Here is a 13399-nt window from a genome sequence, read left to right as displayed (position 1 = left end):
GGCGAAAAGGTCACCATCAAGGCAACGGCATTCGATGCCAGCGCGCAAGGCACCATCACCTTTGTTGGCGCGCTGATTGGCGAACAAACCCGCATGGCCAAGGCCCGCGTGGTCTTGTCCAACCCCCAAGGCGCTTGGCGTCCCGGACTGTTTGTCAACGTGGAAGTGACCTCATCTGAGGCCGACGTGCCCGTGACGGTGGCCGGTGATGCCATTCAGACCGTGGGCGACAAGCCCGTCGTGTTTTTGAAAGTGAATGGTGGCTTCATTGCCCAGCCCGTGCAGTTGGGCCGTAGTGATGGCAAGCGCGTCGAGGTGGTTCAAGGGCTGAAGGCGGGGGCTCCGTATGCGTCGGCTGGCAGTTTTGTCGTGAAGTCAGAGCTTGGCAAAGCCTCTGCCGAACACACCCATTGATGCCGGAGCAACGCACATGTTTGAAAAACTCATTCGCGCAGCCATCGAGCACCGATGGTTGGTGTTGCTGGCAGTCATCGGTATGGCTGCCGTCGGCGTGTTCAACTACCAAAAGCTCCCCATCGATGCCGTACCGGACATCACCAACGTCCAGGTACAGATCAATACCCAAGCGCCAGGATATTCACCGCTGGAGACCGAGCAACGGGTGACCTACCCGATTGAAACCGTGATGGCGGGCCTGCCCAACCTGGAGCAGACCCGTTCCCTGTCGCGCTATGGACTGTCGCAAGTGACCGTGATCTTCAAGGACGGCACCGACATCTACTTCGCGCGCCAGTTGGTCAATGAACGCATCCAGGAGGCGCGGGAAAAACTGCCTTCCGGCATCACGCCTGCGCTGGGGCCAATCTCCACCGGCCTGGGCGAGATTTACCTGTGGACGGTCGAGGCCAAGGACGGCGCCAAGAAACCTGATGGCATGCCCTACACGGCCACCGACCTGCGCGAGATTCAGGACTGGATCATCAAGCCGCAGTTGCGCAACGTGCCCGGCGTGACGGAGATCAACTCGATTGGCGGCTATGCCAAGGAATACCAAATCTCGCCGATACCCGAGCGACTGGCCTCGCTGGGCGTCACCCTGCAAGACATCGTGACGGCGCTGGATCGAAACAACGGCAACGTGGGTGCGGGTTACATCGAAAAGCGCGGCGAACAGTACCTGGTCCGGGCACCTGGGCAAGTCAAGACGCTGGAGGACATTGGCAATGTCATCCTCAGCAGCGCGGGCGGCGTGCCAATCCGGGTGCGCGACGTGGCGGACGTGGGGCTGGGGCGCGAACTGCGCACCGGCGCAGCCACAGACAACGGCCGCGAAGTGGTGCTGGGCACGGTCTTCATGCTGATTGGCCAAAACAGCCGAACGGTTTCGCAAGCCGTCGACAAGAAGATGGTGGAGATCAACCGCAGCCTGCCTGAGGGGGTCCATGCGGTGACCGTCTACGACCGTACTGTTTTGGTGGACAAAGCCATCAGCACGGTCAAGAAGAACCTGCTGGAAGGCGCGATTCTGGTGATCGTGATCCTGTTCCTGTTCCTGGGCAACATCCGAGCGGCCATCATCACGGCGACGGTGATTCCCTTGTCGATGCTGTTCACCTTCACGGGCATGGTGCACTACAAGGTGAGCGCCAATCTGATGAGTCTGGGGGCGCTGGACTTCGGCATCATCATCGACGGGGCGGTGGTGATCGTCGAGAACTGCGTGCGCCGACTGGCCCATGCGCAGGCGCACCAGGGCAGGCCCTTGACGCGGGCGGAGCGCTTTCACGAGGTGTTCCTGGCATCCAAGGAATCACGCCGTGCGCTGCTGTTCGGGCAGCTCATCATCATGGTGGTGTACCTGCCCATCTTCGCCCTGACCGGCGTCGAGGGGAAGATGTTCCACCCGATGGCGTTCACGGTGGTAGCCGCGCTCGTGGGGGCCATGATCCTGTCGGTGACTTTCATCCCGGCAGCGGTCGCCCTGTTCATCGGCCATCGGGTCAGCGAGACGGAAAACTTCCTGGTCGTGCAGGCCAAGCGCTGGTATGGCCCGCTGCTGGATCGCGTGATGGCGGCCAAAGCAGTGATGCTGGCGGCAGCCGCCGTGGCAGTGGTGCTGTGCGGCCTGATCGCCACCCGAATGGGCAGCGAGTTCGTGCCCAGCCTGAACGAAGGCGATTTCGCCATCCAGGCGCTGCGCATTCCGGGCACCAGCCTTTCGCAATCGGTTGCGATGCAGCAGCAACTGGAAGCCACGCTGAAGGCCAAGTTCCCCGAGATCGACCGCGTTTTCGCGCGCACCGGCACGGCGGAAATCGCGTCCGACCCCATGCCGCCGAACATTTCCGACGGCTACATCATGCTCAAGCCGGTGTCCGAGTGGCCGGAGCCGCGCAAGTCGCGCGACGAATTGCTGGCGGCCATTCAGGAGGTCGTGGGCAAGGTGCCGGGCAACAACTACGAGTTCTCGCAGCCTATCCAATTGCGCTTCAACGAACTCATTTCAGGGGTCCGTAGCGATGTGGCGGTGAAGATTTTTGGCGACGACATGGATGTCCTGAATAAGACGGGTGAAGAGATCTCGTCCATGTTGCAGAAGATTCCCGGCGCGTCCGAGGTCAAGGTGGAGCAAACCACCGGTTTGCCCATGCTGACCGTGAATATCGACCGCCAAAAAGCCTCGCGCTATGGGCTGAACGTGGCCGACATCCAAGATGCCGTGGCCACCGCCATCGGCGGGCGTGAGGCTGGCACACTGTTCGAGGGCGACCGCCGCTTCGACATCCTGGTTCGCCTGCCAGAGTCCTTGCGCAACGACGTGGAAAGCATGAAGCGCCTGCCGATTCCGCTGCCGCGCGGAACGGGTGGCACCGGCAGTGCCGAAGGACGGACGAACTTCATCCAATTGGCCGAGGTGGCGAGCTTCGAGCTGGCACCCGGCCCCAACCAGGTCAGCCGCGAAAACGGCAAGCGCCGCATCGTGGTGAGCGCCAACGTGCGTGGCCGTGACGTGGGCTCGTTCGTGGCCGACGCCGAGGCGGCGCTGGCACAGGTCAAGATTCCCACGGGCTACTGGACGAGTTGGGGCGGCACTTTCGAGAATCTGCAATCAGCCACGCAGCGTTTGCAGATCGTCGTGCCGGTGTCGCTGCTGCTGGTCTTCCTGCTGTTGTTCGCCATGTTCGGCAACGTCAAGGACGGCTTGCTGGTCTTTACTGGCATTCCGTTCGCGCTGACCGGCGGCATCTTGGCGCTGTGGCTGCGCGACATTCCTCTGTCGATTTCCGCTGCCGTGGGCTTCATCGCGCTGTCAGGTGTGGCCGTGCTCAATGGCCTAGTGATGATTTCCTACATCCGCAGCTTGCGCGAGGACGGAACGCCGCTGGATGAAGCCATCCGCGAGGGCGCGCTGACACGCTTGCGGCCGGTGCTGATGACGGCCCTAGTGGCGTCGCTGGGTTTCATCCCGATGGCGATTGCCACGGGAACAGGCGCGGAAGTGCAACGCCCGCTGGCTACCGTAGTGATCGGAGGCATCTTGTCTTCCACCGTGCTGACGCTGCTGGTGCTACCGATTCTGTATCGGCTGGCCCATCGCCCGGACGAGCAAGAAGAGGATGTCACGGCAGAGCCCGCACATGAGGGCGTAACCGCTTGAAAGGAACAACGATGAACGCCGTTACGGCACCACGACAGACTCCTTCGAGCTTTACAGGGACATCGACTCATGGAATTTCGTCACCTTCGGTACTTTCTGGCCGTTGCCGAGGAGCTGCACTTCGCCCGCGCTGCGGAGCGGCTGCATATCGAACAGTCACCACTGTCGCGCGCCATCAGGGAATTGGAAGAAGAGTTGGGCGCACAACTGTTCGTGCGTACCAGCCGCAGCACGCGCCTGACGCTTGCGGGCAAGCTGCTGATGGAGAACGCGCCTCGCGTGCTGTTGGCGCTGGACCAGGCGCGTGAGAGCGTGAAGGCAGCGGCCAATGGCTTTCACGGCCGGTTGCGCGTGGCGCTGTCCGACGGCATCACCCCCTCGCGCTTGCCGGCGCTGCTGGCGCGCTGCCGCGAGGAAGACCCGGAGATCGAGATCCGCCTGTTCGAGGTGCCGCTGGCCCAGCAGCTCAGCGGCCTGCGTGACGATCTATACGACGTGGGCTTCTCGATGGCCGACGAGGTGGGCGACGGCATCATCATCGAACCCGCCTGGGAGGATGAGCTGATGGTCGCCATGCCCGCGCGCCATGAACTACTGGCCCACAAGAAGGTACCGCTGGATGAAGTGCTGCAACATCCCCTGGTGCTGGGCGACCCGGCAGTTTGCGAAGGCCATGCCAAGCAGATCGACCGCATCCTGCGCAAGCAGGACCGGGAGCCCTTGATCGAACAGTACGTCGCCACGTTCGACGTGATGATGACTTTCGTGTCGGCCGGCTTGGCGCTAGGGCTCGCAGGCGCCGCGCACATCGCTTCCAGCCGCGAGCCGGGCGTGGTGGGCCGACCGCTCGCGGGAAAGTCGCCCATGCTCACTACCTATCTGCTGCGCCGCGACGCCGAGCCGTCGCAGGCGCTAGCCCGCTTTATCGAGCGGGTCGAAGCCCTGGGACCGGGAGACGCTTAGCCATTGGCCCCGTTTCACTTCGGAGGATTCAAGCCATGAACCTATCCAAGATCATCGCTATGTCGTCGCTAGCAGTTCTGCTGGTCGCCTGCGGCAAGTCTGAGCCGTCCAAGCCCGCTGCCGTGCCCAGCGTGGAGGAACTGGCTGCTGACCCCGTGCGTTTGCGAGAACTGCGCCAGCAGTGCAAGACGGATCGTCCGACGATGGGCGACGTGCTGTGCAACCGAGTGGCCGAGGCGACGAACCGACGTTTCCTGGGCGACGGCAAGGTGCCTTATACGCCACCGAAGGAACCGCCGAAGTTCTGATGGTCGGCTTGCCGCAACGCACCTGCGCGTGCCTGCGCCTTTTTGCGCGCTGCGCAGCAGCGCGCTCATTGTGGCGGTCTTTCGCCCCAGTTCTTCCCTGCCGGAAACCATGTTTTTTGCGGCATCAACCTGCCGATAACGGTCTTTGACCGGCACGCCCAGCGGCACTGATCCTCACGAGGGCGGCACATGCCTGTGCTGCGATCGGAGGCTGGATGATGCAGGGAACGAACGTGCTGTTCGGTCAGATTGCCGTGGTGTTCGGCATCGTGATCGCTGGGGTGTGGAGCGCCACGCAATGGACAGCGGCGGCCCTGGGCTACCAACTACGCCTGGGCTCGCCGTGGTTCGATTTCCTGGACACACCGGTCTATCACCCGTGGCGGTTGTTCGAGTGGTGGTTCTTCTTCGATGCCTACGCGCCGCGCGTGTTCGATACCGGCGGCGCCATCGCGGGCGGCAGTGGCCTACTGGCGGTTGTGGTCGCCATCGGCATGTCGATCTGGCGCTCGCGCCAGTCGCGCCTGGTCACGACCTATGGCTCGGCCCGCTGGGCCAATGTGGAGGACATTCACAAGGCGGGCCTTGACCACCCTGCGGGCGTGTTCCTCGGCCTGCATCGCCAACAGTACCTGCGGCATGAAGGCCCGGAACACGTCCTGACCTTCGCGCCTACGCGCTCGGGCAAGGGCGTGGGCCTCGTGGTGCCGACGCTGCTTTCCTGGCCTGCATCCGCCGTCATCCACGACATCAAAGGCGAGAACTGGCAGATCACCGCCGGTTGGCGCTCGCGCTTCTCGCATTGCCTGCTGTTCAACCCCACCGATGCGAAGTCAGCGGCCTACAACCCGCTGCTGGAGGTACGACACGGCGCGCATGAGGTGCGCGACGTGCAGAACATCGCGGACATTCTGGTTGATCCCGAAGGTGCGCTGGAGAAGCGCAATCACTGGGAAAAGACTTCGCACGCGCTGCTGGTCGGGGCCATCCTGCATGTGCTCTACGCGGGCGAAGACAAGACGCTGCGCGGCGTCGCCAACTTCCTCTCCGACCCGGCCAGCCCCTTCGAGTTGACGCTGCACCGGATGATGACCACGCCGCACCTCGGCGATGGGCCTCATCCGGTGGTGGCCTCGGCTGCGCGCGAAGTGCTCAACAAATCGGACAACGAGCGTTCCGGCGTGTTGAGCACCGCCATGTCGTTCCTCGGCCTGTACCGCGATCCCACGGTGGCCCAAGTCACGTCGCGGTGCGATTGGCGCATCGCCGACCTGATCGCGGCCGAGCATCCGGTATCGCTGTATCTGGTGGTGCCGCCTTCGGACATATCGCGGACGAAGCCGCTCATTCGCCTGATCCTCAACCAGATCGGGCGGCGCCTCACCGAGTCGCTCGATGGCTCCGATGGCATCGAGCGCCGCCACAAGCTGCTGCTGATGCTCGATGAGTTCCCTGCGCTGGGGCGCCTGGACTTCTTCGAGACGGCGCTGGCCTTCATGGCGGGCTATGGCATCCGCAGCTTCCTCATCGCGCAGTCGCTCAACCAGATCGACAAGGCGTATGGGCAAAACCACTCCATCCTCGACAACTGCCATGTGCGCGTGACGTTCGCCACGAACGACGAGCGCACCGCCAAACGGATCTCCGAGACGCTGGGCACCGCCACCGAGCTGCGCGCGCAGCGCAACTACGCGGGCCACCGGCTCGCGCCGTGGCTGGGCCACCTCATGGTGTCGCGCCAGGAAACCGCGCGTCCGCTGCTGACGCCGGGCGAAGTCATGCAGCTTCCGCCTGATGAGGCCGTGGTAATGGTGTCCAGCGTGGCGCCCATCAAGGCGAAGAAGCTGCGCTACTACGCGGACGCCAATTTCAAGCGCCGCGTGCTGCCGCCGCCCACGCTGGCGGACGGGCAGTACGCCGACGCGCCGCCGGCCCGCGCCGATGACTGGAGCGGGCTGGCAATTCCTGCGGTGCCGGCACCTCTCGTCGCGGAGACCGTTGGCGACCTTGGCAGCGCCGATGACGGCGGCCCGCGTCGCCAGCCCGAACTCTCCGAAATCGCCGCCTACGACCCCGAGCTGGCCGCGCCTGCGGCCGACCTTGGGTTGCTTGATGACGACGACCTGCCGCTTCCCCTTCCTCGCCAGCTCGACCCTGCCCTGCAACGCACGGCCCGGCTGGCATCCCTCGACCCTGATGACGGAATCGACCTATGACCCAACACCGCCTCAACGTGTTCATCCAGCCGGAGCACGCCAAGCGGCTCGATGAGCTGGCCGCCAAGAAGGGCGTGTCCAAGTCGTCCATCGTCGCGGCGGCGCTCGCATCGTGGCTGTCGCCCGATGCCGCCGACCAGCGCGAGGCGGCCATTGCCAAGCGGCTTGATCGCCTGTCGCGGCAGGCCGAACGCATGGAGCGCGACCAGAACATCCAGATCGAGACGCTGGCACTGTTCATCCGCTACTTCCTCACGGTGAGCACGCCCGTGCCCGAAGCGCATCAGGACGCAGCGCGCGCCCAGGGCAAGGCGCGCTTCGAGCAGTTCGTCGAACAACTCGGGCGGCATTTGCTGCGCGGTCGCAGTCTGGTGCGAGACGTGGTGGAAGAACTGCATCCAGACCCGGCACGCATGGACGACGCGCAGGAGCGCGCGTCATGAGCGCCGTTCCTTCCTTCACCGCCGTTTCACTGGATCGCCGCATCCAGATGCTGCGCACGGCGATGGGGCCACTGATCGCCGCCGCGCTGGAAGACCCCGACGTAGTGGAAGTCATGCTGAACCCGGATCGCACCTTGTGGATCGACCGGCTTTCGTCGGGCCGCGCGCCGATGGGTGTGGAGCTGTCCGAGGCCGACGGCGAACGAATCATCCGGCTGGTCGCGGCCCACGTCGGCGCCGAGGTGCATCGCGGCCAGCCGCTCCTGACGGCGGAGCTGCCCGAGACGGGCGAGCGCTTCGAGGGCATCCTGCCGCCCGCTGCGCCGGGGCCGGCCTTCGCTTTGCGCAAGCGCGCCTTTGGCGTGATCCCGCTGTCGCGCTACATCGAGGACGAAATGATGACCGCCGCGCAGGCGGGCTTGCTGGTGCGCGCCGTGCGCGAGCGCCAGAACATCCTGATTGCCGGTGGCACCAGCACGGGCAAGACCACGCTCGCCAATGCCTTGCTCGCCGAGATCGCCGCCACTGGCGACCGCGTGCTGGTGCTTGAAGACACGGTGGAGCTGCAATGCGCGGCCTGCGACCACGTACCGCTGCGCACGCGCGCAGGCGTGGTGTCGATGACCGAGCTGGTGCGCTCGTCCATGCGCCTGCGCCCGGATCGCGTCGTCGTCGGCGAGGTACGCGGCGCCGAAGCGCTGGATCTCATCAAGGTGTGGGGTACAGGCCATCCGGGCGGCATTGCCACGATCCATGCCGGCTCCGCGCTGGGCGCGCTGCTGCGTTTGGAGCAACTGATCCTCGAAGTGGCGGTGAACCCGCCCCGTGCGCTGATCGCGGAAGCGGTCAATGTGGTCATCCACATCGCTGGGCGCGGGCGCAAGCGCCGCATCGAGAGCATCGTCCGCGTCATCGGCTTCGATGGCGTGGGCTACCACCTGGCGGATGCGCTGGAGGCTCCATTCCCGGAGCTGCTGTCGCAGTCCGACCTTTCCTCCCCGTCCCCTGACCACTCTGGAGAACTTCCATGACGCACGCTGATGCTTTCCGTATTTCCGCAAATCCGCTTCCTCGGCCCGCACGGCTGGATGGCCTGGCTCGCCCGGCCATGCAGGGCTTGATGCTCGCTGCCTTCATGCTGCTGCTCGCAGGTACTGCGCAGGCCGCCGGTTCCTCGATGCCCTGGGAAGGGCCGCTGCAATCCATCCTCGAATCCATCCAGGGGCCGGTGGCGCGCATCGTCGCGGTCATCATCATCATCGCTACGGGCTTGGCGCTGGCCTTCGGTGATACCTCGGGCGGGTTCCGCAAGCTGATCCAGATCGTGTTTGGCCTGTCCATCGCGTTCGCCGCTTCGAGCTTCTTCCTGTCGTTCTTCAGCTTCTCCGGTGGGGCCGTCGTATGAACGGCCCACACGATGGAATACCCGGCTTCGAGGTGCCGCTGCATCGGTCGTTGACCGAGCCGATCCTGATGGGCGGTGCGCCGCGCACCGTGGCCATCACTAACGGCACCTTGGCCGCTGCTGTCGGGCTGGGCTTACAGATGTGGATTCCAGGCGTGGTGCTCTGGATCGTCGGCCATTCGCTGGCGGTCTGGGGTGCGCGTGTCGATCCGCAGTTCATGGCCGTGTTCGCGCGCCATATCAAGCACCGGCCGCTGCTGGACGTGTGAGGGGAATGCCATGCTGAACCTTGCCGAATATCGCCAGCGCCCGGCCTTGCTGGCTGACTGGTTGCCCTGGGCCGGGCTGATCGCACCGGGCGTCGTCTTGAACAAGGACGGCAGTTTCCAGCGCACGGCCCGGTTTCGCGGGCCTGACCTCGACAGCGCGACGCAAGGCGAGTTGATCGCCACGTCGGCGCGCTTGAACAACGCGCTGCGCCGCCTGGGTTCGGGCTGGGCACTGTTCATCGAGGCCGAGCGCCGCGCCGCCGCCGACTATCCGCACTCGGCGTTCCCCGAGCCGCTGTCGTGGCTGGTGGACGAGGAACGCCGGGCCACATTCGAGGACTCGGGCAATCACTTCGAGAGCGGCTATCACCTGACGCTGGTGTACCTGCCGCCCGAGGAATCGCACGCCCGCGCGGCGGGGATGCTGTACGAGAACCGGCCTACCGACGGCGTGGACTGGCGCGAGCGGCTGCAAGCTTTCGCCGCAGAAACGGATCGCATCTTTGACCTGCTCGACGGCGTGATGCCGGAAATCGCCTGGCTGGATGACAGCCAGACGCTGACCTACCTGCACGCCACCATTTCGACGCGGCGCTACCGCGTCGGCGTGCCCGAAGTGCCGTTCCACATCGACGCGCTGCTGACCGACTCCGCACTTGTCGGTGGCTTGGCGCCCATGCTGGGCGACCGGCACCTGCGCGTGGTGTCGGTGCGGGGATTTCCGCCCTCGACCTGGCCGGGGATTCTGGACGACCTCAACCGGCTTGGATTTGCCTATCGCTGGTCAACCCGGTTCCTGTGCCTCGACAAAGCCGAAGCGGAAAAGGAACTCGTCCGCCTGCGTCGCCAGTGGTTTGCGAAAAGGAAGAACGTCATCGCGCTGCTGCGCGAAACGATCTTCCAGCAAGAAAGCCCGCTGGTCGATACCGACGCGAGCAACAAGGCCACCGACGCCGATGCCGCCTTGCAGGAGCTGGGCAGCGATCAAGTCGCCTTCGGCTATCTCACCGCCACGGTTACAGTGCTCGATGCCGACCCGGCCGTGGCCGACGAGAAGTTGCGGATGGTGGAGCGGGCCATCCAAGGGCGCGGGTTCGTGACGATCCCTGAAACCTTGAACGCCGTGGATGCGTGGCTGTCCTCGCTCCCCGGCAATGCCTACGCCAATGTGCGCCAGCCCATCGTCTCGACGCTGAACCTGGCGCACATGATGCCGGTGTCGGCGGTATGGGCCGGCCCCGAACGCAATGCCCATCTTGACGGCCCGCCGCTGATCGTCACGCGCACCGATGGCGCCACGCCGTTCCGGCTGGTGACGCACATCGGCGACGTGGGCCACACGTTGGTCGCAGGCCCGACCGGCATGGGCAAGTCGGTCTTGCTCGCCACCCTGGCGATGCAATTCCGTCGCTATCGCGGCTCGCGCATCTTCGCCTTCGACATGGGCCGCTCGATGCGCGCCACCATCCTGGGCCTGGGCGGCGAGCACTACGACCTCGGGATGGATGGCGAAATCGCTTTCCAGCCCTTGGCTCGTATCGACCGCGAGGGCTACCGCACCTGGGTGGCAGAGTGGATCGAAGGCCGCTTGCGGCATGAGGGCGTGGTCGTCGGCCCCGAAGAGAAGGCCGCCATCTGGTCGGCGCTCGGCAGCCTCGCCGGTGCGCCGGTGGAGCAGCGCACGATGACGGGGCTGTCCGTGCTGCTGCAATCGAACACGCTGCGGCAGGCGTTGTCGCCTTATGTGCTGGGCGGTGCCCACGGCAAGCTGCTGGACGCCGACCATGACCGGCTCGGCATGGCCGACGTGCAGTGCTTCGAGATGGAGGAGCTGATGCACAGCAAGGCCGCCGTCATGGCGGTGCTGCATTACCTCTTTGCGCGCTTCGATGAACGCTTCGACGGGGCGCCCACGCTGCTGATCCTCGATGAAGCGTGGCTGTTCCTCGATGACCCGGTGTTTGCCGCGCGTATCCGCCAGTGGCTCAAGACGCTCAGGAAAAAGAACGTCAGCGTCATCTTCGCCACGCAGAGCCTTGCCGACATCAAGGATTCGAGCATCGCGCCCGCGATCATCGAGAGCTGCGCGAGTCGCATCTTCCTGCCGAACCCGCAGGCCACCGAGCCGCAGATTCGCACGATCTACGAGGGCTTCGGCCTCAACAGGCGGCAGATCGAGATCGTCGCCACCGCGCAGCCCAAGCGCGACTACTACTACCAATCGCGCCTCGGCAATCGCCTGTTCGACCTCGACCTGGGGCCGGCGGCGCTGGCCTTCGCGGGCGCGTCCACGCCGCAAGACCAGCGCGACATGGACGCGGTGCTGGCCGACGCCGGCGTGCCCGGCTTCGCGGGCGCCTGGCTGCGCCATCGCGGCCTCGATTGGGCGGCCGACCTGCTGCCCTCGTTCCCCGGCCTCGCGCCGGGTTCCCTCGCTGACCAACCCCTGGAGAACCAGCCATGAAGAAACGTCTCATCGCCGCCGCCATCGCGGCCATGCTTTGCACCGCCACCGCCCATGCGCAATGGGTCGTGATCGACCCCACGAACCTCGTGCAGAACACGCTGACCGCGATCCGCACGCTGGAGCAGATCAACAACCAGATCCAGCAGCTCCAGAACGAAGCGCAGATGCTGATGAACCAGGCGCGCAACCTCGCCAGCCTGCCGTCCAGCGTGGTCGGCCAGTTGCGCGCCAATCTGGCGACCACACAGCGGCTGATCGCCCAGGCCAGAGGACTGGCCTACGACGTGACGAATCTGGATCGGGAGTTCCAGCGCCTGTATCCCGAGCAATATGCCGCCACCGTCAGCGGCAACCAGATGTACCGCGACGCGCAGGAGCGCTGGAAGAACACGCTCAACGGCTTGCAGACCACCATGCAGATGCAGGCCCAGGCGTCGCAGAACCTGAGCGACGACGAGGGCGTGCTGGCCGACCTCGTGGGCAAGAGCCAATCGGCCGTGGGCGCCTTGCAGGCCATGCAAGCCACCAATCAGCTTCTGGCTTTGCAGGCCAAGCAGTCCATCCAAACGCAACGCCTGAGCATCACCCAGGATCGCGCCGCGTCGCTGGAGTTGGCGCGGCAGGCTGCCGCCGTGGAGCGAGGCCGCGAGGTGAACCGGCGTTTCCTGGGTGAAGGTACGCCGTACACGCCGCAGACCGTCGATTTCTACGGCCGGTGACAGGTGTTGCCATGACCCGCGCGCCTGCTTTCTGCGGTCTCGTGCTCTTGCTGGCCGGTTGCGGCCAGCAGGAGGTGCCTTCGGTCGATGCACTCTCGGCCCATCCGGCGCGGCTGCGCTTGCTCAAGGAGCAATGCCGCGCGGGTCAGCTCGACGGCGCGTTATGCGCGCAGGTGGTCAAGGCCGACCTGCGCCGCTTTTTCTCCGGCAAGGCCGGGCCTGATGAGTACCGGACGCTGGCCGAATTGCCGCCGATTCCGGCCAGCTTCGATGAACCCACCGAAGACGGCGAGGCGGTGGCAGCGGCCTTGCCGGGGCAGGAGGACTCGCCATGAATGACATTTCGATCATTGATCGCTTCCTCGATGTGTTCTCGCGCTACATCGACTCGGGCTTCGGCCTGCTGCACGGGGAGGTGGCGTTCCTCACAGCCACGCTGATCGTCATCGACATGACGCTCGCCGGGCTGTTCTGGGCCATGAGCCATGCCAGCGGCCAGGGCGAGGACGTGATCGCCAAGCTGATCCGCAAGGTGCTGTACGTCGGTGCCTTCGCCTACATCATCGGCAACTTCAACACCTTGGCGAGCATCGTGTTCCGCTCGTTCGCCGGGCTGGGCCTGACGGCCAGCGGCTCGACCCTGAGCATGGGTAACTTCTTGCAGCCGGGACGGCTCGCCAAAGTGGGCATCGACGCCGGGGCGCCCATTCTTGAGCAGATCAAGGAGATGGCGGGCTTCCCCGAGGTGTTCATTCACATCATGCCCATCGTCGTGCTGTTCTTCGCATGGATGGTGGTCATCGTCAGCTTCTTCGTGCTGGCGGTGCAGCTTTTCGTGACGCTGATCGAGTTCAAGCTGACCACGCTGGCGGGCTTCGTGCTGGTGCCGTTCGCCCTCTGGAACAAGACGGCATTCCTGGCCGAGAAGGTCTTGGGCAACGTGGTGTCGTCGGGCATCAAGGTGCTGGTACTGGCCGTCATCGTCGGTAT

General features: G+C 64.9%; 13 protein-coding genes. All 13 read left to right on the top strand.

Annotation, left to right across the window (positions count from 1 at the left end; genetic code table 11):
- The coding region (locus DBR23_RS26540; protein WP_369882172.1) for an efflux RND transporter periplasmic adaptor subunit at positions 1-414 on the top strand (414 nt) is incomplete at its 5' end.
- Between the two features lie 16 nt (positions 415-430).
- Positions 431-3619 carry a CusA/CzcA family heavy metal efflux RND transporter gene (locus DBR23_RS26535; protein WP_108500080.1) on the top strand — a complete coding sequence of 1063 codons (3189 nt, stop codon included), beginning with the start codon at positions 431-433 and terminating at the stop codon, positions 3617-3619.
- A gap of 69 nt (positions 3620-3688) precedes the next feature.
- Positions 3689-4582, top strand: coding sequence for a LysR substrate-binding domain-containing protein (locus DBR23_RS26530; protein WP_066787376.1), 894 nt, complete (start codon positions 3689-3691; stop codon positions 4580-4582).
- Positions 4583-4617: 35 nt separating this feature from the next.
- Positions 4618-4890: an EexN family lipoprotein gene (locus tag DBR23_RS26525; protein WP_009523287.1), complete on the top strand. Its 273-nt coding sequence runs from the start codon at positions 4618-4620 to the stop codon at positions 4888-4890.
- Positions 4891-5108: 218 nt separating this feature from the next.
- The gene (locus DBR23_RS26520) at positions 5109-7106 is read left to right on the top strand and encodes a conjugal transfer protein TraG (protein WP_024537622.1); all 1998 of its coding nucleotides are present in this window, start codon (positions 5109-5111) and stop codon (positions 7104-7106) included.
- Positions 7103-7549 carry a ribbon-helix-helix protein, CopG family gene (locus DBR23_RS26515; protein WP_009523289.1) on the top strand — a complete coding sequence of 149 codons (447 nt, stop codon included), beginning with the start codon at positions 7103-7105 and terminating at the stop codon, positions 7547-7549. The genes DBR23_RS26520 and DBR23_RS26515 overlap by 4 nt, the downstream gene beginning before the upstream one ends.
- The gene (gene trbB, locus DBR23_RS26510) at positions 7546-8580 is read left to right on the top strand and encodes a P-type conjugative transfer ATPase TrbB (protein WP_024537621.1); all 1035 of its coding nucleotides are present in this window, start codon (positions 7546-7548) and stop codon (positions 8578-8580) included. The genes DBR23_RS26515 and trbB overlap by 4 nt, the downstream gene beginning before the upstream one ends.
- Positions 8577-8954, top strand: a complete 378-nt coding sequence (locus tag DBR23_RS26505) for a TrbC/VirB2 family protein (protein WP_009523291.1) — start codon at positions 8577-8579, stop codon at positions 8952-8954. The genes trbB and DBR23_RS26505 overlap by 4 nt, the downstream gene beginning before the upstream one ends.
- A complete protein-coding gene (locus DBR23_RS26500; protein WP_009523292.1) occupies positions 8951-9223 on the top strand; it encodes a VirB3 family type IV secretion system protein in 273 nt (90 codons plus the stop codon). The genes DBR23_RS26505 and DBR23_RS26500 overlap by 4 nt, the downstream gene beginning before the upstream one ends.
- 10 nt (positions 9224-9233) lie before the next feature.
- Positions 9234-11687 carry a conjugal transfer protein TrbE gene (trbE, locus tag DBR23_RS26495; protein ID WP_108500079.1) on the top strand — a complete coding sequence of 818 codons (2454 nt, stop codon included), beginning with the start codon at positions 9234-9236 and terminating at the stop codon, positions 11685-11687.
- Positions 11684-12409, top strand: a complete 726-nt coding sequence (trbJ, locus tag DBR23_RS26490; protein ID WP_009523294.1) for a P-type conjugative transfer protein TrbJ — start codon at positions 11684-11686, stop codon at positions 12407-12409. The genes trbE and trbJ overlap by 4 nt, the downstream gene beginning before the upstream one ends.
- Before the next feature lie 11 nt (positions 12410-12420).
- A complete protein-coding gene (locus DBR23_RS26485) occupies positions 12421-12744 on the top strand; it encodes an EexN family lipoprotein (RefSeq protein WP_009523295.1) in 324 nt (107 codons plus the stop codon).
- A partial coding sequence (gene trbL, locus DBR23_RS31880; RefSeq protein ID WP_233250766.1) for a P-type conjugative transfer protein TrbL occupies positions 12741-13399 on the top strand: 659 nt, incomplete at its 3' end. The genes DBR23_RS26485 and trbL, both read left to right, overlap by 4 nt.

Source organism: Acidovorax sp. HMWF018 (assembly GCF_003061035.1).
Taxonomy (GTDB): domain Bacteria; phylum Pseudomonadota; class Gammaproteobacteria; order Burkholderiales; family Burkholderiaceae_C; genus Acidovorax; species Acidovorax delafieldii.
The sequence above is the reverse complement of the archived record's forward strand: the minus strand, read 5'-3'. Positions and strand labels throughout refer to the sequence as shown.

Coding starts and splice junctions, on each gene's coding strand:
- DBR23_RS26535 (WP_108500080.1), top strand. CDS start 431: ATGTTTGAAAAACTCATTCGCGCAGCCATCGAGCACCGATGGTTGGTG.
- DBR23_RS26530 (WP_066787376.1), top strand. CDS start 3,689: ATGGAATTTCGTCACCTTCGGTACTTTCTGGCCGTTGCCGAGGAGCTG.
- DBR23_RS26525 (WP_009523287.1), top strand. CDS start 4,618: ATGAACCTATCCAAGATCATCGCTATGTCGTCGCTAGCAGTTCTGCTG.
- DBR23_RS26520 (WP_024537622.1), top strand. CDS start 5,109: ATGCAGGGAACGAACGTGCTGTTCGGTCAGATTGCCGTGGTGTTCGGC.
- DBR23_RS26515 (WP_009523289.1), top strand. CDS start 7,103: ATGACCCAACACCGCCTCAACGTGTTCATCCAGCCGGAGCACGCCAAG.
- trbB (WP_024537621.1), top strand. CDS start 7,546: ATGAGCGCCGTTCCTTCCTTCACCGCCGTTTCACTGGATCGCCGCATC.
- DBR23_RS26505 (WP_009523291.1), top strand. CDS start 8,577: ATGACGCACGCTGATGCTTTCCGTATTTCCGCAAATCCGCTTCCTCGG.
- DBR23_RS26500 (WP_009523292.1), top strand. CDS start 8,951: ATGAACGGCCCACACGATGGAATACCCGGCTTCGAGGTGCCGCTGCAT.
- trbE (WP_108500079.1), top strand. CDS start 9,234: ATGCTGAACCTTGCCGAATATCGCCAGCGCCCGGCCTTGCTGGCTGAC.
- trbJ (WP_009523294.1), top strand. CDS start 11,684: ATGAAGAAACGTCTCATCGCCGCCGCCATCGCGGCCATGCTTTGCACC.
- DBR23_RS26485 (WP_009523295.1), top strand. CDS start 12,421: ATGACCCGCGCGCCTGCTTTCTGCGGTCTCGTGCTCTTGCTGGCCGGT.